Source organism: Variovorax sp. J2L1-78 (genome assembly GCF_030317205.1).
GTDB classification, from domain to species: Bacteria; Pseudomonadota; Gammaproteobacteria; order Burkholderiales; family Burkholderiaceae_C; genus Variovorax; species Variovorax arabinosiphilus.
The window spans coordinates 571,673-593,783 of the sequence record NZ_JASZYB010000002.1 but is presented as its reverse complement, the minus strand read 5'-3'; the positions used below and the strand labels follow the sequence as shown (position 1 = coordinate 593,783).

26 protein-coding genes are annotated in these 22,111 nt (G+C 70.5%); 11 read left to right on the top strand and 15 right to left on the bottom strand.

Annotated features, from left to right (window positions below; genetic code table 11):
• Positions 1–4 precede the first annotated feature (4 nt).
• Entirely contained in the window at positions 5–454 is a 450-nt protein-coding gene (locus tag QTH86_RS16705; protein ID WP_286647321.1) for a hotdog fold thioesterase, read from the bottom strand.
• A 97-nt stretch (positions 455–551) separates the two neighbouring features.
• Between QTH86_RS16705 and QTH86_RS16700 the strand changes: the two genes are divergently transcribed.
• From QTH86_RS16700 to QTH86_RS16690, 3 genes are all read left to right on the top strand, one after another.
• Positions 552–1,847, top strand: a complete 1,296-nt coding sequence (locus QTH86_RS16700; protein ID WP_286647320.1) for an AsmA-like C-terminal region-containing protein — start codon at positions 552–554, stop codon at positions 1,845–1,847.
• A 90-nt stretch (positions 1,848–1,937) separates the two neighbouring features.
• Positions 1,938–3,947, top strand: coding sequence for an acetoacetate--CoA ligase (locus tag QTH86_RS16695; protein ID WP_286647319.1), 2,010 nt, complete (start codon positions 1,938–1,940; stop codon positions 3,945–3,947).
• A gap of 76 nt (positions 3,948–4,023) precedes the next feature.
• Entirely contained in the window at positions 4,024–4,497 is a 474-nt protein-coding gene (locus tag QTH86_RS16690; protein ID WP_286647318.1) for a bacteriohemerythrin, read from the top strand.
• Positions 4,498–4,515: 18 nt separating this feature from the next.
• On the opposite strand, the gene QTH86_RS16685 is transcribed toward QTH86_RS16690, so the two are convergent.
• Positions 4,516–4,917 (bottom strand): phage holin family protein, encoded by a 402-nt coding sequence (locus QTH86_RS16685; protein ID WP_286647317.1) that lies wholly within the window; start codon positions 4,915–4,917, stop codon positions 4,516–4,518.
• Positions 4,918–5,028: 111 nt separating this feature from the next.
• On the opposite strand from QTH86_RS16685, the gene QTH86_RS16680 reads away from it, so the two are divergent.
• The gene (locus QTH86_RS16680) at positions 5,029–5,841 is read left to right on the top strand and encodes an aldolase/citrate lyase family protein (protein WP_286647316.1); all 813 of its coding nucleotides are present in this window, start codon (positions 5,029–5,031) and stop codon (positions 5,839–5,841) included.
• Here the strand turns inward: QTH86_RS16680 and QTH86_RS16675 are convergent.
• From QTH86_RS16675 to QTH86_RS16660, 4 genes are all read right to left on the bottom strand, one after another.
• Entirely contained in the window at positions 5,835–6,359 is a 525-nt protein-coding gene (locus QTH86_RS16675; protein ID WP_286647315.1) for a hypothetical protein, read from the bottom strand. The genes QTH86_RS16680 and QTH86_RS16675 overlap by 7 nt on opposite strands.
• 91 nt (positions 6,360–6,450) lie before the next feature.
• A complete protein-coding gene (locus tag QTH86_RS16670) occupies positions 6,451–7,722 on the bottom strand; it encodes an MFS transporter (protein ID WP_286647314.1) in 1,272 nt (423 codons plus the stop codon).
• Between the two features lie 93 nt (positions 7,723–7,815).
• On the bottom strand, positions 7,816–8,457 hold the full coding sequence (locus QTH86_RS16665) for an ABC transporter ATP-binding protein (RefSeq protein WP_286647313.1): 642 nt from the start codon (positions 8,455–8,457) through the stop codon (positions 7,816–7,818).
• A 10-nt stretch (positions 8,458–8,467) separates the two neighbouring features.
• Positions 8,468–9,370, bottom strand: a complete 903-nt coding sequence (locus tag QTH86_RS16660) for a LysR substrate-binding domain-containing protein (protein WP_286647312.1) — start codon at positions 9,368–9,370, stop codon at positions 8,468–8,470.
• Positions 9,371–9,495: 125 nt separating this feature from the next.
• Between QTH86_RS16660 and QTH86_RS16655 the strand changes: the two genes are divergently transcribed.
• Together QTH86_RS16655 and QTH86_RS16650 are read left to right on the top strand one after the other, a co-directional pair.
• Positions 9,496–10,695 (top strand): acyl-CoA dehydrogenase, encoded by a 1,200-nt coding sequence (locus QTH86_RS16655; RefSeq protein ID WP_286647311.1) that lies wholly within the window; start codon positions 9,496–9,498, stop codon positions 10,693–10,695.
• Positions 10,696–10,697: 2 nt separating this feature from the next.
• Positions 10,698–11,942: a CaiB/BaiF CoA transferase family protein gene (locus tag QTH86_RS16650; protein WP_286647310.1), complete on the top strand. Its 1,245-nt coding sequence runs from the start codon at positions 10,698–10,700 to the stop codon at positions 11,940–11,942.
• 30 nt (positions 11,943–11,972) lie between these two features.
• Here the strand turns inward: QTH86_RS16650 and QTH86_RS16645 are convergent, their stop codons facing one another.
• On the bottom strand, positions 11,973–12,434 hold the full coding sequence (locus tag QTH86_RS16645; RefSeq protein WP_286647309.1) for a CopD family protein: 462 nt from the start codon (positions 12,432–12,434) through the stop codon (positions 11,973–11,975).
• Positions 12,435–12,629: 195 nt separating this feature from the next.
• Here QTH86_RS16645 and QTH86_RS16640 point away from each other — a divergent pair, with 195 nt between their 5' ends.
• The gene (locus QTH86_RS16640) at positions 12,630–12,857 is read left to right on the top strand and encodes a hypothetical protein (RefSeq protein WP_286647308.1); all 228 of its coding nucleotides are present in this window, start codon (positions 12,630–12,632) and stop codon (positions 12,855–12,857) included.
• Here the strand turns inward: QTH86_RS16640 and QTH86_RS16635 are convergent.
• A complete protein-coding gene (locus QTH86_RS16635) occupies positions 12,798–13,103 on the bottom strand; it encodes a DUF1127 domain-containing protein (protein WP_286647307.1) in 306 nt (101 codons plus the stop codon). The two genes, QTH86_RS16640 and QTH86_RS16635, sit on opposite strands and share 60 nt — an antisense overlap.
• A gap of 117 nt (positions 13,104–13,220) precedes the next feature.
• On the opposite strand from QTH86_RS16635, the gene QTH86_RS16630 reads away from it, so the two are divergent.
• Positions 13,221–14,111, top strand: a complete 891-nt coding sequence (locus QTH86_RS16630) for a LysR family transcriptional regulator (RefSeq protein ID WP_286647306.1) — start codon at positions 13,221–13,223, stop codon at positions 14,109–14,111.
• On the opposite strand, the gene QTH86_RS16625 is transcribed toward QTH86_RS16630, so the two are convergent.
• The gene (locus QTH86_RS16625; protein ID WP_286647687.1) at positions 14,077–14,871 is read right to left on the bottom strand and encodes an alpha/beta fold hydrolase; all 795 of its coding nucleotides are present in this window, start codon (positions 14,869–14,871) and stop codon (positions 14,077–14,079) included. The two genes, QTH86_RS16630 and QTH86_RS16625, sit on opposite strands and share 35 nt — an antisense overlap.
• A 5-nt stretch (positions 14,872–14,876) precedes the next feature.
• Positions 14,877–15,905: a M14 family zinc carboxypeptidase gene (locus QTH86_RS16620; RefSeq protein ID WP_286647305.1), complete on the bottom strand. Its 1,029-nt coding sequence runs from the start codon at positions 15,903–15,905 to the stop codon at positions 14,877–14,879.
• 105 nt (positions 15,906–16,010) lie between these two features.
• Between QTH86_RS16620 and QTH86_RS16615 the strand changes: the two genes are divergently transcribed.
• Entirely contained in the window at positions 16,011–16,136 is a 126-nt protein-coding gene (locus tag QTH86_RS16615; RefSeq protein WP_286647304.1) for a hypothetical protein, read from the top strand.
• Between the two features lie 12 nt (positions 16,137–16,148).
• Here QTH86_RS16615 and QTH86_RS16610 read toward each other — a convergent pair whose 3' ends face one another.
• Positions 16,149–17,603 carry an aminotransferase-like domain-containing protein gene (locus tag QTH86_RS16610; protein WP_286647303.1) on the bottom strand — a complete coding sequence of 485 codons (1,455 nt, stop codon included), beginning with the start codon at positions 17,601–17,603 and terminating at the stop codon, positions 16,149–16,151.
• A gap of 169 nt (positions 17,604–17,772) precedes the next feature.
• Between QTH86_RS16610 and QTH86_RS16605 the strand changes: the two genes are divergently transcribed.
• Together QTH86_RS16605 and QTH86_RS16600 are read left to right on the top strand one after the other, a co-directional pair.
• On the top strand, positions 17,773–18,102 hold the full coding sequence (locus QTH86_RS16605) for a hypothetical protein (protein ID WP_286647302.1): 330 nt from the start codon (positions 17,773–17,775) through the stop codon (positions 18,100–18,102).
• Between the two features lie 51 nt (positions 18,103–18,153).
• Positions 18,154–18,552, top strand: coding sequence for a hypothetical protein (locus tag QTH86_RS16600; protein ID WP_286647301.1), 399 nt, complete (start codon positions 18,154–18,156; stop codon positions 18,550–18,552).
• Positions 18,553–18,585: 33 nt separating this feature from the next.
• Here the strand turns inward: QTH86_RS16600 and QTH86_RS16595 are convergent, their stop codons facing one another.
• From QTH86_RS16595 to QTH86_RS16580, 4 genes are all read right to left on the bottom strand, one after another.
• Positions 18,586–19,161, bottom strand: a complete 576-nt coding sequence (locus QTH86_RS16595) for a murein hydrolase activator EnvC family protein (RefSeq protein WP_286647300.1) — start codon at positions 19,159–19,161, stop codon at positions 18,586–18,588.
• Positions 19,162–19,276: 115 nt separating this feature from the next.
• Positions 19,277–19,777: a hypothetical protein gene (locus QTH86_RS16590; RefSeq protein ID WP_286647299.1), complete on the bottom strand. Its 501-nt coding sequence runs from the start codon at positions 19,775–19,777 to the stop codon at positions 19,277–19,279.
• Between the two features lie 45 nt (positions 19,778–19,822).
• On the bottom strand, positions 19,823–20,737 hold the full coding sequence (locus QTH86_RS16585; RefSeq protein WP_286647298.1) for a glutaminase: 915 nt from the start codon (positions 20,735–20,737) through the stop codon (positions 19,823–19,825).
• Complete coding sequence (locus QTH86_RS16580; protein WP_286647297.1) at positions 20,734–22,080, bottom strand: NAD(P)/FAD-dependent oxidoreductase; 1,347 nt, start codon at positions 22,078–22,080, stop codon at positions 20,734–20,736. The genes QTH86_RS16585 and QTH86_RS16580 overlap by 4 nt, the downstream gene beginning before the upstream one ends.
• Between the last annotated feature and the right edge of the window lie 31 nt (positions 22,081–22,111).

Below are 22,111 nucleotides of genomic sequence, written 5' to 3'. Positions count from 1 at the left end.
TGCGTTATGCGGGTGCGCGGGCGTTGGGCTGGCCGCGCGGCAGCAGCATGGACATGGTCAGGCGTGACACGCAGGTCAGGTCGCCCGCGTCATTCACCATGTCGATCTGCCAGACCTGGACCGTCCGGCCGCGGTGCACCGGGCGCGCGGTGCCAGTCACCCAGCCGCTGCGCGCCGAGCGCAGGTGGTTGGCGTTGATGTCGAGCCCGACGGCGCCGTGGCCTTCGGGCGACGAGTAGTAGGCGCCGCTGGAGCCGAGCGTTTCGGCCAGCACCACCGACACGCCGCCGTGCAGCAGTCCGAAGGGCTGCACCGTGCGTTCGTCCACCGGGACGCGGCCACGCAGGAAATCGTCGCCGATCTCGGTGAACTCGATGCCGAGTCGACCTGCGGCGGTCTTTCCGTTCGCGGCGGCGAGCAGTTCGAGCGAGATCGGTTTTTGCCAGATGGCCATGGAAACTCCGAAGAAGAAATGGTCAAAACTATAGCGAGCGTCCAACTCGGGCCGCCGGCCGACAGGCCGCCTGGGACCCCGCGGCTAAGCTTGCGGCATGACACGCACAGGTCGATGGCTGGTACGGGGCGCGGCAGGGCTGGTCGCGCTGGGCGTCGTCGGCGCGGCGCTGGTCGCATGGTGGCTGCCGAGTGACGCCGAACTCGCGGCTCGTGTCGGTTCCGAGTTCGAGCAGCGCACCGGCATCGGCCTGACGGTGGGCGGATTGCATTGGGCGCTGTTCCCGGTGCCGCGCGTGGTGCTGGAAGACGTCGCCACCGTGCAGGACGAACCGATCCGCGTGCACCGGCTCGAGGTCAACCCGCGGCTGCGCTCGCTGCTCGCGCGCGAGGTGCGGATCGACAGCGTCTCCGCCGACGGTGTCGCACTGCCGCGCCAATCGGTCCGGGCCTTTCGCGGCCGCGCCGAGGCAGCGCCGGCGCCGCGCGGCAACTGGACGCTGGCGGCGGTGCCGGTCGAGCAGGTGCGTTTCACCGAGCTGACCTGGGTCGACCGCCGCAACATCCCGCTGGCCTACGACGGCCGCGTCGACTTCGATCCGCACTGGCGCCCGCGCACCGCGGAATTCAGCCGCCACGGCGTGACGCCGCCGGCGCGACTGCGCCTGGAGCGCGACGGCGATGCCGACCGCTGGCGCACCCTGATCGACGTCGCCGGCGGCACGTGGAACGGCAGCAGCGAACTCGCGATCCAGAAGGACGACACGCTGCTGCTCACCGCGCAGCTGGAGCCGCGCAGCGTCGACATCGAGCAGTTGATGCAGACCTTCGATCGCCGAGCGCCGGTGGCCGGCAAGGTCAACGGCCGCACCGAGGTGCGTGCCACCGGCGCCAACGTGGCGGAACTCTGGCGCAACGCGACCACGCGCACGCGCTTTTCGGTGCAGCCCGCAACGCTCACGCGCTTCGACCTGGCCAAGGCGATCCAGACGGCCGGGACCAGCCGCGGCGGGCGCACGCCGCTGGATGAACTCACCGGGACCCTCGCTACCGAGAACACCGACGACGGCATGCGTTTCAGCTACACCGGACTGAAGGCACACTCGGGCCTGCTCACCGCCAGCGGCAGTGCGCGCATCTACCACCGGGCGATCGATGGCGAGGTGGCGGTCGACCTGGTCGACGGCGTGGTCGGCGTGCCGCTCAAGGTCAGCGGGTCGCTCGACGACCCGACGCTGTCGCTCACGGGGGGCGCGCTCACCGGTGCCGCCGTCGGCACCGCAGTGCTGCCGGGCGTGGGCACGGCCATCGGCGCGCGCATCGGGCAGCAGGTCGAACGCCTCTTCGGCGGCGACGACAGGAAGACGCCGCCCAAGGGCCCGCGGGCACCTTGACGGCGCGTCGCGCGCGGGACAGGCGCGCGACGCCCATGGGACATTCCCCGGGACCGCGCAAGGCCGGCGCGCCGTAAGCTCCCGGGCGACATGACCGCTCCCAACGTCCCCCAACTCCGCCTCTACCAGGACTGGCTGCGCGACACGCGCGGCCTCGCCTTCGACCGCTACGACGACCTCTGGCGCTGGTCGACCACCGACCTGGACGGCTTCTGGCAGAGCATCTGGGACTACCACGGCATGCAGTCGCCGACACCGCACAGCGCCGTGGTCGCCGATCGCAAGATGCCCGGTGCCGTGTGGTTCCCCGGCGCCCAGGTCAACTACGTGCGCGAGGTGCTGCGCCATGCCGACGCGGCGCACGCCGCGGGCATGCCCGCCATCGTGAGCGACAACGAACGTGGCGAGGTGCGCGAGCTGTCGTGGCCCGAGCTGCGTCGCCAGGTCGCCTCGGTCGCGCTCACGTTGAAGTCGCATGGCGTGCAGCGCGGCGACCGCGTCGCGGCCTACCTGCCCAACGTGCCCGAGACCATCGTCGCCTGCCTGGCCTGCCTCTGCATCGGCGCCGTGTGGAGCGTGTGCGCGCCCGACATGGGCACGGCCGCCGTGGCCGACCGCTTCCGGCAGATCGAACCCAAGGTGCTCATCGCCGCCGACGGCGTGTACTACGGTGGCAAGGCCATCGACCGCAGCGCCGTCGTGCAGGAACTGCGCGGGCAGCTGCCCAGCGTCGAGACGCTGCTGCTGCTGCGCACGCCGTATGCGGCGAGCCCAGTCGATCCCGAGATCGACTGGACCGACGCCATCGCGCGCGACGACGCCGAGGTGGCCGCCTTCGCGCCCGAATGGCTGCCCTTCGACCATCCGATCTGGATCGTCTATTCGAGCGGCACCACCGGCCTGCCCAAACCCATCGTCCACGGGCATGGCGGCATCGTGATGACGATGTACGCCTGCGGCCTCCACAACGACATCGGCGCCAGCTACGGCGCCAACAACCTCGGCGAGCGCTTCCACTGGTACAGCTCCACCGGCTGGGTCATGTGGAACTGCCAGATGGCGGGCCTCGCGCACGGCGCGACCATCGTGCTGTACGACGGCCACCCGGCCGGCAGCAAGGACAAGCCCGACTGGGCCGTGCTGTGGCGCTTCGTCGCCAAGCACCGCGTCACCTTCTTCGGTGCCGGCGCCGCCTACTTCACCAACTGCATGAAGGCCGGCGTGAGCACGGCCGCCTGCGGCGACCTGTCGTGCGTGCGCGCCCTGGGCAGCACCGGCTCGCCGCTGTCCGAAGAAGTACAGCGCTGGGGCACGGAACAGTTCCGCGCCGCGGGTTCTGAGGACATCTGGTGGTGCAACATTTCAGGCGGCACCGACTTCTGCGGTGCCTTTGTCGGCGGGAACCGCGAGCTGCCCGAAGTCCCCGGCCAGATGCAGTGCCGCCAGCTCGGCCATGCGGTCGAGGCGTGGAACGCGCAGGGCGAGCCGGTGATCGGCGAAGTGGGCGAGCTGGTGTGCGTGCAGCCCATCCCGTCGATGCCGCTCTACCTGTGGAACGACGAGGGCAACGCGCGCTACCTGTCGAGCTACTTCGACACCTATCCCGGTGTCTGGCGCCACGGCGACTGGCTCAAGATCGGCGAAGACGGCGGCTGCATCATCTACGGCCGCAGCGACGCCACCATCAACCGCCAGGGCCTGCGCATGGGCACCAGCGAGATCTACAGCGCGGTCGAGGCGCTGCCCGAGGTGCTCGACTCGATGGTGGTCGACCTCGAGTACCTGGGGCGCGAGAGCTACATGCCGCTCTTCGTCGTGCTGCGCCCCGGCGTCGTACTCGATGAGGCGGTGCGCGCCAAGATCGAGGGGGCGATCAAGACCTCGCTCTCGCCGCGCTTCCTGCCCAACGACATCTTCGAGGTGCCCGAGATCCCGCGCACGCTGTCGGGCAAGAAGCAGGAGCTGCCGATCAAGAAGCTGCTGCTGGGCCTGCCGATCGAGAAGGTGGTCAACAAGGAGGCGATGGCCAATCCGTCGAGCCTCGACTGGTTCGTGGCGCTCGCCGCGCGGCGCGCCGAGGCGCCGGTCGTTGCGTCGTAGCCGACTGTTGAGGCAGGTCAAGGCGCGAAAGCGCCCGCCTCGATAGCCTGGGGTTTTCCGATCCAAGGAGTGCCCCATGGCCGTACTGCAATGGTCCGAGTCGCTGTCGCTCGAACTGCCCGCAATGGACGAGACGCATCAGGAGTTCGTCGCCTTGCTGGCCCGCGTCGAAACCGCCGACGACGCGCATCTGGTGGCGGCGTGGCGCGCCCTGGTCGACCACACGGCGGATCACTTCGGCCGCGAGGACGACTGGATGCGCCGCACCGGCTTCTCGTCGGCCAACTGCCACACCGTGCAGCACCGCGTGGTGCTGGAGGTCATGTGCGAAGGGCTGGTGCAGGGCCTCAAGGGCCAGAACGAGGCGATCCGCCAGATGGCGCGCGAGCTGGCCGTGTGGTTCGTGCAGCATGCGCAGACCATGGACGCTGCCTTGGCGCTGCACCTGCGCAGCGTGGGCTTCGATGCCGCCAGCGGCGAGGTGCGCATGCCGCAGGCGCTGCCGGCGGCGCCGGTGCACGGCTGCGGTTCGGCCGCCTGCGCGACCTGACCGGCCGCCAGGCCCGGCTTACAGCCAGTTGCCGCCGCTCGGCATCTGGATCGTCGTCGCCGGGTCGCTGCCGCCGACCAGCGCGCCGATGGCGATGCTCAGCAGGGAGATGAAGATGCTGGCGAAGAAGGCGGTCCAGAAGCCCGACACCTTGAAGCCCCGCACCAGCGCCGACACGAGCAGGATCATCAGTGCGTTGATGACGAGCAGGAAGAGCCCGAAGGTCAGCAGCGTCAGCGGCAGCGTGAGCACGATGAGCAGCGGCTTGACCACCGCGTTGGCCAGGCCCAGCAGCAGGGCCGACACCACGAGCGCGCCGGTGCTGTCGAAGGTAAGCCCGCGGAACAGGTAGCTCGCGATCCACAGCGACAGCGCGGTGATGGCCCAGTGGATGAGGAAGGGGGTCAGGTTCTGCAGCATGTGGAGGACGCCGAAAGGTGGCGGTGGAAGGCGAGGAGAGCGATGCGACCCATCATATCGGCGCCTCGCCCGTGACTGACGCAGCGCGCCGGATCGGCTATGGTCCGGTGCATGTCGCCACTCCCCATCAATCACTTCAAGCGCGCGCTGGCCGAAGGCCGTGCGCAAATCGGACTCTGGTGCAGCCTGCCCGACCCCTACGTCTCGGAGATCGTCGCCGGTGCCGGCTACGACTGGCTCATGTTCGACACCGAACACACGCCCACCGACGTGCCGCGCATGCTGCAGCAACTGCAGGCCGCCGCCTCGGCCGTGCCTGCGGGCGCGGTGCCCTCGTCGGCCGTCGTGCGCCCGGCGTGGAACGATACCGTGCTGATCAAGCGCTACCTCGACATCGGCGTGCAGACGCTGCTGCTGCCCTTCGTGCAGAACGCCGACGAGGCCCGCGCGGCCGTGCGCGCCATGCGCTATGCGCCCGAAGGCATCCGCGGCATGGGCGGCTCCACGCGTGCCACCAACTACGGCCGGGTGCAGGGCTACGTGCAGCACGCGCACGAAGAGCTCTGCCTGCTGGTGCAGGTCGAGACGCGCGAGGCGCTCGAGCACCTGGAAGAGATCGCGAACGTCGACGGCATCGACGGCGTGTTCATCGGCCCGTCGGACCTGTCGGCCAGCATGGGCCACCCGGGCAACCCGAACCATCCCGAGGTGCGTGCGGCCATCGACGGCGCCATCGCCCGCATCCGCGCCTGCGGCAAGGCGCCGGGCATCCTGCTGCTCGACGAGGCGCGGGCGCGCGAGTGCCTGGACCTGGGCGCGCTGTTTGTCGCCGTCGCGATGGACCTGCAGATCCTCGCGCGCGGCGCCGAGGCCGTGGCCGCGCGCTTCGGTGCCGGCGGCGGCGCGGCGAAGGCCAGCTACTGACGCCGCGCCACCTCGCTCAGCGCCGGTGACGGGGCCGCGGCGCGCAGCGCCCGCACCGGCAGCGTGATCAGCACGACGCTGCGCTCGCCGTCCGGGCCTTCCGCCTCGATGCGCAGGCCGATGCTGCCGCCGTCGCCGTCCAGGTGCGTCAGCGCGACATCGGTGGGAATGGGGCAGCGGTGGTAACCGGCGATCTGCGGGCCGCAGGTGGTGCGCACCGCCGCGACCGCGCGGGCGCCGGGGCGGTCGGGCCGCGCCGCGACCGCGACGCTCACCTGCCGCAGCGGGTCGGTCGCCATGAAGGTCAGCGCGGCGTGGCCCTGGCCGCTTCGCGTCGGCTCGCCGCCGAGGCTGCGCGGCGCGATGTCGAACACGACGAAGGGCGCCTCGTTGGCGAGGTACTCGATGCGGGCCGGGTCCATGCCCAGCGGCGAAGGCGCACTGGCCGCGGTCGCGTGCAGCCATGGACAGAGCGCGAGCGTGAACACGAGCGTGCGTGCGGTGCGGATGTGCTTCATGGGGCTCTCCACCGTTCGTCTGCCCCGCAGTGTGGTCCCCGGCAAGCGCCCTGTCTTGAGGGTGGACCCGGAGAGCGCGTCGGCCCGCTGCCTACATTCGCAAGATTGCCGTGCGCGTCAGCCGCCCGCGCACCCGCCACAGCAGCGTCGCCGCGATCGACAGGTTCAGCAGGTTCCACGCGATGCCGTTCACGAACGCGGCGTGGTAGCTGCCGGTCAGGTCGAACACCTTGCCCGACATCCAGCCACCGAGCGCCATGCCGAGCAGCGTGCACATCAGCACCGTGCCGACGCGCGCCCCGGCCTCGGCCGGCGGGAAATGCTCGCGCACGATGATGGCGTACGAGGGCACGAGGCCACCCTGGAACAGCCCGAACATCGCCGACACGACGAAGAGCGGCACGAGTCCGTCGAAGGGCAGGAACAGCAGCAGTGCCACGCACTGCAGCGCCGAGCCCAGCAGCAGCGTGCGCAGTCCGCCGATGCGGTCGCAGATGGCGCCCGACACCAGCCGGCTGACGATGCCGCAGGCCAGCATGAGCGACAGCATCTGCGCCCCACGGGCCGCGCCGAAGCCCAGGTCGGTGCAATAGGCCACGATGTGCACCTGCGGCATCGCCATCGCGACGCAGCAGGCGACACCGGCCACGCACAGCAGGCCCTGCGCGGTGCCCAGGCTCAGGCCGAAGGGGCGCAGGGTGTCGGCCGCGATCGGCGACCCGGCGACAGGTGCAGCGTTCAGCACCACGGCGGGTGGGCGCGGGCGCATGAGCAGCGCCAGCCCGAACATCGTGACGCCGCAGAACACGCCCATGCCCAGGTAGGCCTGGCGCCAGCCCACCGTCTCGACGAAGTGCTGCACGATGGGCGGCCACACGGCCCCGGCGATGTAGTTGCCACTGGCGCAGATCGCCACCGCGATGCCGCGCCGCTTCACGAACCAGAGCGAGGTGTCGGCCACCAGCGGCGCGAAGGCGGCCGAGCTGCCGAGCAGCCCCACCAGCACCGCTTGCGCTGCCACGAAGACGACGATGTTGGGCGCGAGGGCGCACGCGACGTAGCCCAGCCCGAGCGCGACCGCACCGCCCAGCAGCGGCCACATCACGCCGAATCGGTCGGCCAGCCGGCCCATCACCACGCCGCCGACACCGAAGCCGATCATCAGCAGGGTGTACGGCAGCGAGGCCTGGGCGCGGTCGATGCCGAAGTCGGCCTGCACCGCGGGGATGACCACCGACACCACGTACATGCCGCTGCTGCCCACCGTCATGATCAGCAGCGTGACGAGCAGGCGCCACAGGGCGTAGCGCGAATCGGGCTGGTGCGCGTCGGGCAGACGCGGCGGGGGCGCGGTGGTGGGCATGTGGTGTGTCTCGTCGTTCGCCATCTCGGGGTGGCATTCATCGGCAGCGGCCTGGCGCCGCGCCTGTGTGCATTGTGGCCGGTGCGGCGGCGATCAGCCGGTCAGCGGCAGGGTGAGGGTGGCCGTCAGCGGCACGCCGTCGACGCGCTCGCCGCTGGCGACGATCACCGCACGGCCGCCTTCCTGCGCCACCTCCGCCAGCGTGCGCCACAGGCAGCGCATCGAGCCGGCGTCGAGGCCGGCGGTCGGCTCGTCGAGCAGCGTCAGCGGCCGGCTGGATGCGAGCGCGGCGGCCAGCCACACCTTGCGCTTGGAGCCCGTCGACAGCATGAACATCTTCTTCGCGAGATGCGGCGCGAGCGAGAAGCCGTCGACCAGCGCCTGCCAGCGTGCCGCGTCGAAAGGCACGTCGGCCGAGCGCGACGCGGCGCATTCCTCGACGCCCATCGCATCGAAGGCGTCGGTCGACGGGTCGACGAAGAACACCTGGCGCCGGTAGGCCTCGGCCGCATCCGGCAACGCCGCGCCGGCCAGCGTCAGCCGGCCGCCGGTGGCGGGCAGGACGCCGGCCAGCACGCGCAGCAGCGTCGACTTGCCGCTGCCCGTGTCGCCGTGCAGCAGCGTCACGCCGGCCCCGATGCGGGCCGACCAGCCGGCCGCGATCGGCGGGTCGCCGGGATAGGCGAAGCGCAGGTGGTCGATGTGGAGGATCGGGGGTGTCGCAGCGAGGCTCATGGCGCCAACCCTAACGCAAGCGCGCCTGCGCCCCCAGCCACTCGGCGAAGGCGGCCAGCAGCGGGCGCGGTTCGCCGCGGTCCGGTGTGACGAGGTAGTAGTTGCGCTGGCCGGAGAGGGGCCGCGCGCAAGCCACCATCAACTCGCCGCGCGCGATCTCGTCGTCGACCAGCATCGTCGGCATCAAGGCCACGCCCAGGCCGTGCGCCGCCGCCGTGGCCAGCATCGAGAACAGCTCGTAGCGCGGCCCGGTGCGGGCGCGCGGCGCGTCGACCTGCTGCGCGTCGAACCACTGGCGCCAGCCGTCGGGCCGGGTGCTCTGCTGCAGCAGCGGCATCTGCGCGATGGCGGCCGGCGCCACCGGCTTGCCGCGCGGCAGCAGGCGCGGGCTGCACACCGGCACCACGTCCTCGGGCATCAGCAGCAGCGCGCGCGTGCCGGCCCAATTGGCGACCTGCGCCGGCGTGCCGGCATAGAGCGCGGCGTCGAACTCGCCGTCGGCGAAGAGGAAGGGGCGGGTGCGGGTTTCGATGTGCACCACCGCGTCGGGCTGCAACTGGGCGAAGCCGGGCAGGCGCGGCAGCAGCCAGCGCGTGGCGAAGGTGGGCACCGCCGCCAGCGCGAGCGAGCCGCCGCTGCCCTGGTCGGCCATCGCATCGAGCGTGTCGCGCTCCATCGATTCGAGCCGCAGCGCGGTCTGGCGCGCATAGGTCGTGCCGCTGGGTGTCAGCGCCACCCCGTGCCGCGTGCGGCGGAACAGCGCCACGCCGAGGAAGGCCTCGAGCGCGCCGATCTGGCGTGACACGGCGCTCTGCGTGAGCGACAGCTCCTGCGCGGCGCGCGTGTAGCTCTCGTGGCGGGCAGCGGCGTCGAAGCAGACAAGGGCTTGCAGGGGTGGGATCTTGCGGCGCATGGGCAACCTCAGACATTCTCGAAAGTCATATCTGGCTGAGTATTGCTCGTTTGCCTCGACCTGGCGCGGCGGCTAGGATCGTCCGATCCTTTTCCCCCGATTCCTCTCTTTTCCGGAGACAGCACATGGCCGCCAAAGCGCAATTCCACTGGGACGATCCCCTTCTTCTCGACCAGCAACTGACCGACGAAGAACGCATGATCCGGGACGCGGCCAACGCCTACTGCCAGGAACGCCTGCTGCCCCGCGTCACCGAAGGCTTCCGCACCGGCGAAACCGACCCGGCCATCTTCCGCGAGATGGGCGCGCTGGGCCTGCTGGGCCCGACGATCCCCGAGCAGTACGGCGGCCCCGGCCTCAACTACGTGGCCTACGGCCTGATCGCCCGCGAGGTCGAGCGCGTCGATTCGGGCTACCGCTCGATGGCCAGCGTGCAGAGCTCGCTGGTGATGGTGCCGATCAACGAATTCGGCACCGAAGCGCAGAAGCAGAAGTACCTGCCCAAGCTCGCCACCGGCGAATGGATCGGCTGCTTCGGCCTGACCGAACCCGACCACGGCTCCGACCCCGGCAGCATGGTCACCCGCGCCAAGAAGGTGCCGGGCGGCTACGCCATCAGCGGCGCCAAGATGTGGATCAGCAACTCGCCCATCGCCGATGTCTTCGTCGTGTGGGCCAAGGAAGTCAGCGAGTCCGGCACGGTTGGTCCGATCCGCGGCTTCGTGCTCGAGAAGGGCATGAAGGGCCTCAGCGCCCCGGCCATCCACGGCAAGGTCGGCCTGCGCGCCAGCATCACCGGCGAGATCGTCATGGACAACGTGTTCTGCCCCGAAGAGAACGCCTTCCCCGAAGTGCAGGGCCTCAAGGGCCCCTTCACCTGCCTCAACAGCGCACGCTACGGCATCTCGTGGGGTGCCCTCGGCGCCGCCGAAGACTGCATGCACCGCGCCCGCCAGTACACGATGGACCGCAAGCAGTTCGGCCGCCCGCTTGCCGCCAACCAGCTGATCCAGAAGAAGCTGGCCGACATGCAGACCGAGATCGCGCTGGGCCTGCAGGGCAGCCTGCGCCTGGGGCGCATGAAGGACGAAGGCATCGCCGCGGTCGAGATCACCTCGATCCTCAAGCGCAACAACTGCGGCAAGTCGCTCGACATCGCCCGCCAGGCGCGCGACATGATGGGCGGCAACGGCATCAGCGACGAGTTCGGCGTGGCGCGCCACCTGGTGAACCTGGAAGTGGTGAACACCTACGAAGGCACGCACGATATCCATGCCTTGATTCTGGGCCGGGCCATCACGGGCATCGCCGCCTTCGCGAACTGAGCATGAGCAGCCCGTCGAAGGAAGGTGCGCTCGCGGGCCTGAAGGTGCTCGACCTGTCCCGCGTGCTCGCGGGCCCGTGGTGCACGCAGATCCTCGCGGACCTGGGTGCCGACGTCGTGAAGATCGAACGCCCCGGTGTGGGCGACGACACCCGCGGCTGGGGCCCGCCCTTCCTGAAGGACGCGGACGGCCACGACACGACGCAGTCGACCTACTTCACCGCCTGCAACCGCAACAAGCGCTCGGTCACGGTCGACATGGCCACGCCCGAGGGCCAGGCGCTGCTGCAGCGCATGGCCGCGCAGAGCGACATCGTGGTGGAGAACTTCAAGACCGGTGGCCTCGCGCAGTACGGGCTCGACTACCAGAGCCTGAAGGCCGCGAACCCGCGCCTCATCTACTGCAGCGTGACCGGCTTCGGCCACGACGGTCCGCATGCGCAGCGCGCCGGCTACGACCTGATGATCCAGGCCACCAGCGGGATGATGAGCATCACCGGCCGGCCCGACGACGAAGCCGGCGGCGGCCCGCTGCGCGTGGGCGTGGCGCTGACCGACCTGTTCACCGGCGTGTACGCCAGCACGGCCATCCTCGCCGCGCTCGAGGTGCGGCACCGCACCGGCGAAGGCCAGCACATCGACATGGCGCTGCTCGACGTCGGCATGGCGATCCTCGCGAACCAGGCCAGCGCCTTCCTCAACACCGGCGACGTGCCGCAGCGCCAGGGCAATAGCCACCCGAGCCTGGCGCCGTACCAGGACTTTCAGACGCAGGACGGCGCCATGCTGCTGGCCATCGGCAACAACGGCCAGTTCGCGCGCTTCTGCGAAGCAGCCGGCCATGCCGAGTGGGCGGCCGACGAACGCTTCGCCACCAACACGCTGCGCGTGAAGCACCGCGGCGTGCTGATCCCGCTGATGCAGGCCGTGACGCGCACGCGCACCACGGCCGCATGGATCGCGCTGCTCGAGGACAAGGCCGTGCCCTGCGGCCCGATCAACAACATCGCGCAGGCCTTCGACGACGAACAGGTCAAGGCGCGTGGCCTGGCGGTGACGCTGCCGCGCGAGGCGGGCGACGGCATCGCGAGCATCACCGGCGTGGCCAGCCCGCTGCGCCTGTCGGCCACGCCGCCGGTGCTGCGCCGCGCACCGCCGGCGCTGGGCCAGCACACCGACGAGGTGTTGGCCGAATGGGGCGTGGACGCGCAGCAGATCGCTGCGCTGCGCGCCGCCGGGGTGGTCTGACGGCGCGTTCCGAGGCGCGCCGCCGGGCGCTCAGAAGGCGCGGCCGACCACCGCGAGCGCGACCACCCCGACGCCCAACATCAGGTTGACGGCGACCAGCTTGCGGATGTTGCCCAGCTGTACCGCCGCCACCGGCCATTCGCGCGCAGCGACGGCGCGCTGCAGCCGGGCGTAAGGCGCAAAGCGGATGTGCAGGAACAGCACCATCATCACCAGGCCCACGGTGAACATGCCGTGCACGCTCCAGTGCACACGCGCGAATCCCCCGGCCGCCATCACCAGGCCCAGTCCGCTCACGAGCACCGTCGCCACCGCGATCGACACACCGACAAAGAAGCGCGACAGGGCGGCCGCCATGAAGGGCAGCCGCTGCGGTGGCTCGAGTGTGGCCACGGCGGCGGGCCGCACGGCGACATGCATCACCGCCATGCCACCGACCCAGAAGGTCACGGCGATCAGGTGGAGAAAGAGGAGGAGCGAGGTCGTGAGCATGGCGCAGCGTAGACCACAAAGCCCGACATTCTTGCTGCCAAGGGCTTCAGCCTTGGCGCTCGCGTGCCGATAGCTGTCTCAGACAGGGGCCGGCGTCGAGGGTCGCGCATGGTGCGCGGCGCGCGCGGCCCTCGTCGCCCAGGCGGTGTGCGCCGCACGTCACCCACGGCGCACCAGACCACCGGAGAGATTTCGATGAGCACCTACACGGCCGTCCGACTGTCGTTCGCCAAGCGCAAGCAAGGCGGTTCCACCGCGCACGTGCGGGTTGCCGGGCGCGGCTCCATCTTCGAACCGCTGCGCACGCGTGGCCCACGCCCTTCGGACATTCATGCGGCCGCTGTGCTGGCCGAGCGCGAGGCATCAGACGCTGAGGCGTTCAAGGCCATCGTGTTGTCGGTGCTCGACGTTCGCTGGCGCTAGCCGACCATCGCCCAGCTTGCGCAGCACCGTGCGTTCAGTGGTTCCAGGGCGAGCGGTGGGTGATCTCCGTCGCGACCACTCCTGAACTTCGCTGCGGCCGATGCCCAGGTCGTTGAGTTCGTGATCGCTCATGCCGCGCAGTTCGAGCGTGTCGCCCGATGCAGCGCCGGTGCCGCGCACGCGGCTCAGCCAGCGGCGCAGCAAGGCAAGCAGACTGGGGGCGGTGGCGTCGTGCGGGCGGGTCATCGAAAGCTCCTTGGCTGAAGTGAGCCGCCATCTTCAGCATTCGCATGCTATTGTGGAAGTTGAGATTTCTGAGGCCGTCGATCAGCCTTCCTGATAGCTCACCACACCCACGACGCCATGCGCCAACTCAACCTCGACCAGCTGCGCACGCTGGTGGCCATCACCGATCTCGGCACCTTCTCCGCCGCCGCGAAGGCGCTGCATCTCGCGCAGCCGACCGTCAGCCTGCACATCAGCGAACTCGAATCGCGCCTGGGCGCCCAATTGGTGGCGCGCGGCAGCCGCAGCGTCACCCTCACGCCGGCCGGTGCGGCGCTGGTCGAGCGCGGTCGGCGCCTGCTGCGCGATGCCGACGACGCCGTCGACGCGGTGCGCCGGCAGGCCGAAGGCCGCATCGGCCGTGTGCGGCTGGGCACCTCGACCGGCGTGGTGATCGACCTGCTGCCGCAGGTGCTCGAAACGCTGCAGGCGAACCACCCGGGCATCGATGTCGAAGTGAGCATCCTCGGCTCCGCCGATGCGATGTCGCGCCTGGCGCAGGGCACGCTCGACATCGGGCTGGTCGCGATGCCGCAGCCGCCGCTGCGCGACCTGGTGGTCACCGCCTGGCGCAGCCAGCCGATGATGGCCTTCGTGCCACCGAAGTGGAAGGCGCCCAGGCGGGTCACGCCGGCCTGGCTCGCCGCCCAGCCGCTGATCTTCAACGACGCCACCACCCACATGTACCGGCTCGCCGTCGAATGGTTCGCCAACGCCGGCCAGGCGCCGCGCGCACGCATCGAGCTGAACTACGACGTCGCCATTCGCAGCCTGGTCGCCGCCGGCTACGGCGCGGCCATGCTGCCGCTGACGCCCAGCACCGACGACGCCTGGCGCGAGCGCGTGCAGATCCTGCCGCTGAGCCCCAAGCTGACGCGGCACCTGGGCATCGCGCACCGCAGCCAGGCCTCGCTCGACGGCGCGACCGAATGGGTCATCGAGACGCTGATGGGGTTCCGGCAGGCTTGAATCCGGCCCAGGTCTCGACCTGTGTCGCGACCCAGTCGGGGTCGTCCAGTGCGAGGTCATGGCCGGCCGTCGGATGCTCGGCGATCGGCAACCGCCACGCCTGCGCCAGGCGGCGCGAACATCCCGGATCGACGAGCACATCGCCCCCGCCCACCAGCACCAGCAACGGCACGCCCGGCGCCTGCACCGGCGCCCGGTAGCGCGCCGCCGCAAGCAGCTGGCGCAGCGCGTTCGTCGTCGACACCGGGTGCCGTTCGCGCAGCGCGACCCAGGCATCGATGACGGCCATCTTCTGCGCCGCGGTGAAGCGGCGCCGGCTGGTGAGCTGCAGCACGACGGCTTCGCGCGCCTGTGCATCGCGCCAGGGCCACAGCACGCCGAGCAGCGCGGGGTAGTGGCGGGGCCGCAGGCGCTGGTGCCACGCGCTGAAGGGGCGCAGGCTGGTGTTGACCAGCACGGCGCTGGCGACCTCCTGCGGATGCCGATGCGCCCACTCGACCGCGACCATCGCGCCGAGCGACATGGCGAGCAGGTGGCAGCGCGTCACGCCGAGCGCGTGCAGTTGCGTGCGGCAGTCGTCCATCGTGGCGCGGATCGACGTCGGGCTGCGCACCGCGTGCCGTTCGCCGGCACCGGGCAGGTCGAGCGTGAGGATGCGGGCGCCAGGCAGCCGCTCGGCCAGCAGTGATGGCAACGGCCCCCAATGGCCGGCTTCGCGCGTGAGGCCGCGCAGCAGCACCCAGGGCAGGTCGTCGGCCATCGTGCTCACACCGCCTCGTACCAGCGCGCCAGCGCCTGCGCATGGTGGCGGCGCCGCGTCTCGTCGACCGGCACCCACTGCTGATAGCTGCTGGCCGCGCGCGTGATGAAGTCCATCCACCACAGGTGACGCCTCAGCACGCGCTGCTGCCGGTGCGCGATGACCGGGTTGAAGATGCCGTGCCGCGAGAAGAGCTGGCGTGGGTTCTTCTTCACCCACAGCCACGAGCCCATCTCCAGCGTGAGCGGCAGGAAGAGCGTGTCGGGCCGCGTGCAGGCTGTGAGGTAGAGGTGGTCCCACAGGTCGCCGTGCGCGGTGTACTGCCGGCTCTGCGGCTCGAGCACGTAGGGGTGGTGCATCAGGTTCAGGTCGATCAGCTCGCCCAGCGCATGCATCTCGGGCAGGTGCGCCATCGGTTTGGGCGTGTGCGCGTACGGGAACCACAGGCGGTCGGCCAAGCCGAAGCCGGAGTGGCAGTCGAGCGCGATGCTGAAGGGGCGGCTGAGCAGTTCGCGCTCGACCAGCGCGCACAGCGCCTGGCTTTCGTCCTCCATCGCGGCGCCTTCCACGCCGCGGTACCAAGGCAGCGTGGCGCTCAGGCGTTGTCCGCCGAGCAGCCAGGGCACGCGGCCGAGCGCATCGACCGGTGCGTTGCGCATCAGGTCGACGCCGCGCGGGTTGGCACGCGTGCCCAGCCACAGGCCGCCGGGGTTGACGATGGGCAGGAAGACGAGCCGCAGCGTCTCGAGCTGCCGCTGCAGCGTGGTGTCCCACTGCAGCCGCGTGACGATGTTGCGCAGGTAGGCGATGGTGACCTGCGCGCCGATGCGTTCGAGCCCGTGCACGCCGCCGAAGAAGCCCACGGCCGGCACGTCGCTGCGTTCGCTGCCGAGCAGGAAGGCCTGCACCTCGAAGCGTTCGCCGCCGGCGTCGACGCTGCACAGCACGCGCCGCTCCATGGCCGGTCCGGCGAGGTCGACGAGGGCCTGGAGCTCCAGGAGTTCGGGCAGGTCGGAGGGGCTGGCGGGGCGCATGGCAGGGGGTGGAATCCGCCGTGAGCATAGCCATCGGCCTGCCATCAAAACGTCATGTTCGGCGCGTAGGGTGGCGGTGTTCCTCCCTCTTGTCGAAACCTTGCCATGCGCGCTGCCCTGCACCTGCCGACGACCGCGTTCCACGTGTGCCGCGTGCTCGCTGGCGCCCTCGTGTGGGGCGTGACGGAATCGATCGCGCTGGCGCGCTCGCGCCGCCGTACCGCGCGCTGATCAGCGCCGCGATCAGCCAACGCGGATCGCGTTGCCGGCCAGCGTGCCCAGGCGCCGCAGGGCCGTGTCGAGCCCATCGTCATAAGGCCAGCCGCAATTGATGCGCAGGAAGCGGTCGCTGCGTGCGTTGTTCGAGAACAGCCAGCCCGGTGCGATCGCGATGCCTTCCTGCAGCGCGGCATCGAACACCACGGCCGACGAGCAGCCCTCGGGCAACTCGACCCACAGCTGCAGGCCGCCCGGCGGCAGGTTCATGCGTGTGCCCTCGGGGAAGTAGGTGGCGATGGCTTCGGCCGTGCGCTCGCGCTGCCCGCGCAGGGCGGTGCGCAGGCGCCGCAGGTGGCGGTCGTAGGCGCCGGTGCCCATGAACTGCCCGGCGCCCAGCTGCGAGAGGATCTCGTTGTTGCGCGTCTGCGTGTACTTGAGCATCTCCACGCGCGCCTGCCAGCGACCGGCGGTGATCCAGCCCAGCCGCAGGCCGGGCGCCAGGATCTTGTGCATCGATGCGCAGTGCAGCACGTTGCCCGTGCGGTCCCACGACTTGAGCGCGCGGGGCGTGCCCTCGGCGTCGAGCAGCTCGGTGTAGGTGTCGTCCTCGATCAGTGCGATGCCCTGCGCCTCGCACAGCCGCACCAGGCGTTCCTTGTGCGCATCGGGCATCACGCTGCCCAGCGGGTTCTGCAGATGCGGCACCACCACCAGGGCCTGGATGTCGCCGTAGGTCTGCACGGCGAGTTCGAGCGCCTCGATCGACAGGCCGGTCTGCGGGCTGGTCGGGATCTCCAGCGCGCGCAGGCCGAGGCTCTCGAGCACCTGCAGCAGGCCGTAGAAGGTGGGCGACTCCACCGCGATGGTGTCACCGGGCTTGGCCACCGCGCGCAGCGCGAGGTTGAGCGCCTCGATGCAGCCGTTGGTGACCAGCACGTCGTCGGGCGCGATCGCCATGCCGGCGGCCACCGCGCGCTGGGCGATCACGCTGCGGAAGTGCGGGTCGCCCTGCAGCGGCGGCACGCTGGAGACGACGTCCGGCCACAGGCGCAGGGCGCGGGTCATCGCGGCGCGCAGTTCCTCGGCCGGGTAGAACTGCGGTGCCGCACGGGCGATCGAGAGGTTGAGCTTGACCTTGGCCGCACGCCGCCGTGCCACGAAGTCCGACACCTGGCCGTGGATGCCCACGTACTGCGCCGGGTCGGGGCGCAGGCCGGCGAGCGGCTCGTCCATCTGCGCCATGCGCAGGCGCTGCGGCCGCCGCACGAAGTAGCCCGAGCGTTCGCGTGCCTCGGCCCAGCCGTCGGATTCGAGCGTGCGGCACAGCTGCAGCGCGGTCGACAGGCTGATGTCGTGCAGCCGCATCAGACTGCGCAGCGACGGCATGCGCGTGCCCGGCTGCAGCGCGCCGGCCTCGATCGCGCCCCGGTAGTGGGTCGCGAGCTGGCGGTAGAGCGGCGGTGTCGTCGTCGTGGACATGGGCCGATGCTGGCCCGTGCCCGGGCCGTGGAACAGATGCAGATTCTCGGAAAGTGACCATAACAGAGGGCGCCGCAGCCCCGCTGTTCCGGTTGTATCGCCGCCGCCTGTGCCTGTTGCGGGATGGCCTCGCGGCGGAGCATCGAGGCCTCGCTTCAAGGAGTTTCCGATGACCTCGATCTCGACCTCGACCCGGCCCTCGACGATCCGCACCCTGCGGCTGCAACGCGGCCAGGCCGTGCACGCGGCCTTCGACGCCGGCACCGTGCTGCAGGTCGCGGCCGGTGCGCTGGTGCTGCGCGAGCCGATGCGTTGGCTGGCCGACACCGTGGTGGCGCCCGTGCGTCGGCTGGACGAAGGCCAATGCCATGCACTGGCGCAAGGCGGTGGTTGCGTGCTGGAGGCAGCCGATGGCGACGTCGAACTGCTGCAGCATGCGCCGGCCGCGCGCTGGCACGGGCTGTGGCCTCGCTGGGGGCGGCCCGCAGCGTTGGCCTGACCGGGTGCGCACATGGCCTATGCTGGGGGCCGTCCGAACCGTCAGGAACCTATGAAAAGCACCACCCTCCTGCTGGCCGCCGTGCTGGCCGCAGCCGCCTTCCCTGCCACCGCGCAGGTCTCCGTGAACATCAACGTCGGTGGCGACGTGGTGCGCAGGGCGCCACCGCCGCCGCGCCATGAGCGCATGCCCGGCCTGCGCGCCGGCCACGTGTGGGTGCCCGGTCACTGGCAATGGAACGGCCGGGACTACGTCTGGATGCGCGGCCACTACCAGGCCGCGCGCCCCGACTACGCCTATGCGCCGGGCGCCTGGGTGCGGGTCGACGACGGGTGGCGCTGGCGCGAGGGCGACTGGCGCCGCGCGGAGCGGCGTGCCGAGCGCCGCCATGACCGGCATGACGACCGCCACCACTGCCCGCCCGGACAGGCCAAGAAGGGCAACTGCTGAGCGCTGCGCGCGCTCACGGCGCGCGCCCCAAACTCACTGCATCCGGCCGCTGAGGTAGGGCTCCGGGTCGACCGCCACGCCGGCCTTGCGGATCTCGAAGCGCAGCTTCACGCGGTCGGTGCCGCTCTGGCCCATCTCGGCGATCGGCTGGCCGCGCGCCACCTGGTCGCCCTCGGCCACCAGGGGACGGCTGATGTGCGCATAGGCGGTGATGAAGTCGTTGTCGTGCTTGAGGATGACCATCGTGCCGTAGGCCGGCAGCGCACTGCTCACCAGCACCACCTGCCCGGCGCGGGATGCGCGGATCGGGTCGCCCATCCGCCCGCCGATGTCGATGCCCTTGTTCGCGTTGCCGTCGAAGCGTCCGATCACCGGGCCGGCCGCGGGCGCGCCGAAGGTGGCGCCGGGGGCGTCGCGCAGGCCGGGCGGCGTCGGGGCGGGGAGGGGCGCCGGCGGCGGCGCGGCCGGCACGGGGTAGGTGGGCAGCGGTGCCATGGGCGGCAGCGGCGTGGTGGTGCCGCAGGCAGCGAGGGCGGCGGCCGCGACGGCCACCAGCGTCGAGCGGCGCATCACGGACGGAAGAGGAAAGAGGTGCATGTTCGAGCCCATGGTGTGTGCATTGCCTTCTGGCGAGGTTCGTCGGCGTTCGATGGTTCCCTGTTCGACGCGATCATCGCGCCGATGTTCCGGGCCGGCGGCGGGGAAGTCCCTGAGGGGCGGCCGGCTATCGCGGCTTCGAAGGGTAGCCGTTCTCGACCCAGGCCTCCGCGCTGGTGGCCGTGAGCTTGAAGGTCGGCGCCACGCGCGCTTCGCCGAGCGTCGTGCCCGATTCGTCCTGCGCGCTGAGCAGGCCGTGCGGGTTGTCCTCGTCCGGCACGATGCGCAGCGCCACGCGGATGCGTTCGGTGCCGTGCCCGACGAACACGTGCTTGTTGAGCTGCGCATGCAGCTGCTGCTCGTGACGGCGCAGCACCTCGTTGGCGGTCTTCACCAGCGTGTGGAAGGCCGGCGTGTCCAGCGGCTTGGGGTTCTTCTTGTCGCGGCCCATGGTCCAGGGGCCGACCAGCGCGGGTTCGGGGTCGCCGTGGCGCGTCATCGCGACGGCCCAGCCGTCGTCGTCTTCGTTCTTGATGATGCGGGCGGTCCACTGCTCGTCGCCCCACAGCGTCGGCGTCTGGATCGGTTCGGTGCCGGATTCGTCGGCGGTGCTTGAAATGTCGGTCATGAGGGGTCGAGTCTTGCACAGCTGCACGACACGGCGCCGAGCGGCTCAGAACACCGACAGCCCGGTCTTCGCGACGAACAGCTCCAGCGCCTTCAGGCCGAGCAGCGAATTGCCCGTGGCGTCGAGCGCGGGCGACCACACGGCCAGCGTGAGGTGGTCGGGCACCACCGCCACGATGCCGCCGCCCACGCCGCTCTTGCAGGGCAGGCCGATCGAGAAGGCCACGTCGCCGGCCGCGTCGTAGGTGCCGCAGGTGAGCATCAGCGCATTGAGCCGGCGCGTCTGGCGCTCGGTGCACACGGCCGGCTGCCCGCCGAGCGGATGGGCGCCGTCGCGGCTCAGAAAGGCCGCGGCGCGCGCCAGCTGCAGGCAGGTCATGCGCAGCGCGCACTGGTGGAAGTACACATCGAGCACCGGCGTCACGTCGTTGTCGATCTTGCCGAAGCTCTTCATGAAGTTGGCCAGCGCGTAGTTGCGGTAGCCGGTGGCCGCCTCCGACGCGGCCACCTCCTCGTCGAAGCCGATCGGCTCGCCCGCCAGGTCGCTCATCAACGCGAGGATGTCGCGCTGGGCATCCCCCTGGCTCAGCAGCCGGTCGGCCACCGCGATGGCGCCGGCATTGATGAAGGGGTTGCGCGGCTTGCCCTGCTCGTTCTCCAGCTGCACCAGCGAGTTGAAGGGATTGCCCGAGGGCTCGCGGCCGATGCGCTCCCACAGCGCGTCGCCCATGCGCCGCATGGCGAGCGTCAGGGTGAAGAGCTTCGAGATGCTCTGGATCGAGAAGGGCACGGCCGCGTCGCCGGCGCAGGCCTCCTCGCCGTGGCAGGTGCGCAGCGCGATGCCGAACTGCTGCGCCGGCACGCGCGCCAGCGCCGGGATGTACCTGGCCACCGTGCCGGCCTGCCCGAGCAGCGGGCGCAGTTCGGCGTCGATCTCGTCGAGGACGGGCTGGAAGTTCATCGAGGCGCTTCGGCGCCGTCGGCCTTCATGATGGTTTCGCCGCGCAGCATGCCCATGTCGCGGATGTTGAAGCGGTGGCGCTTCCAGCCGGCATAGGTGCGGCGGAAGTTCAGCAGTGAGACGAAGTAATAGACCACCTTGAACATCAGCAGCGAGCGCCGGTAGCGGGGCCCTTCCTGATGGATGTCGGCGGCGAGCAAGGACATGAGCCCCTGCTTCACGTTGAAGATGTTCTGCGGGTGCATGAACATGTCGCGGATGGTCGGGTTCGTCACGCGGTAGATGAACCACGAGTAGTCGCGCGGGCCGACGCGCATGCGTTCCTCCAGGGCTTGGCGCGCCGCGGTCAGTTCGGCGGGCCGGTCGAGCGCCGTCTGCACCAGCTTCGCGCCGTCGAAGGCGCTCTGCATCGCCAGGAACACGCCCGACGAGAACATCGGGTCGATGAAGGTGAAGGCATCGCCCACCATCAGGTAGCGGTCGCCGGTGGCGTGCGTGCTCGAATAGGCGAAGTTGCCCGTGGCGTGCACGGCGTCGTCCACCAGCGTCGCGTCCTTCAGGCGGTCGTGCAGCTCGGGGCAGAGCGCGATGGTGTCGAAGAAGTAGTCCTTCAGCGGCTTGTCGCGCGCCTTCAGGTAGTAGGCCCAGCACACCGCGCCGACGCTGGTGGTGCCGTCGGCCAGCGGAATGAACCAGAACCAGCCGTGCTCGAACCAGCAGATGCTGATGTTGCCTTCGCGCCTGCCCTCCAGGCGCCGCGCATTGCGGAAGTGCCCGAAGAGCGCCGTGCTGTTGTGGTCGGGGTTCTTCTTCTTGCTCTTGAACTTGCTGGCCAGCACCGTGTCGCGACCACTGGCGTCGACCACGAAGCGCGTGCGCCAGGTGCGGTTGGCACCGTCGTCGAGCACCGCCTGCACGGTGGCGCCGCTGTCGTCGAAATCGATCTCGCGCACCTTCGCGCCCTCGAGGGTCAGCGCGCCCAGCGTGGCCGCATTGCGGAACAGCAGCTCATCGAGCTCCGAGCGGCGCACCTGCCAGGCCGAGTCCTTGCTCGGGTCCCAGCCTTCGGAGAAGTCGACGTAGCTGCAGTAGTCGAGGTCGGGCGGCACGAACTCGATGCCGAACTTCGGCATGCCGATCTTCTCGACCTGCTCGCGCACACCGAGTTTTTCGAACAGCTCGACATTGCCTGGCAGCAGCGATTCGCCGATGTGGAAGCGCGGGTGGTGCGCCTTCTCGAGCAGCACCACATGGCGGCCTTCGCGCGCCAGAAGCGCCGCGATGGTCGACCCCGCGGGGCCGCCGCCGACGACGAGCACATCGCATTCCTGAACTGTTGGCATGGGTCGCGTTCTCCTTTTTGGTGTGTTGTGC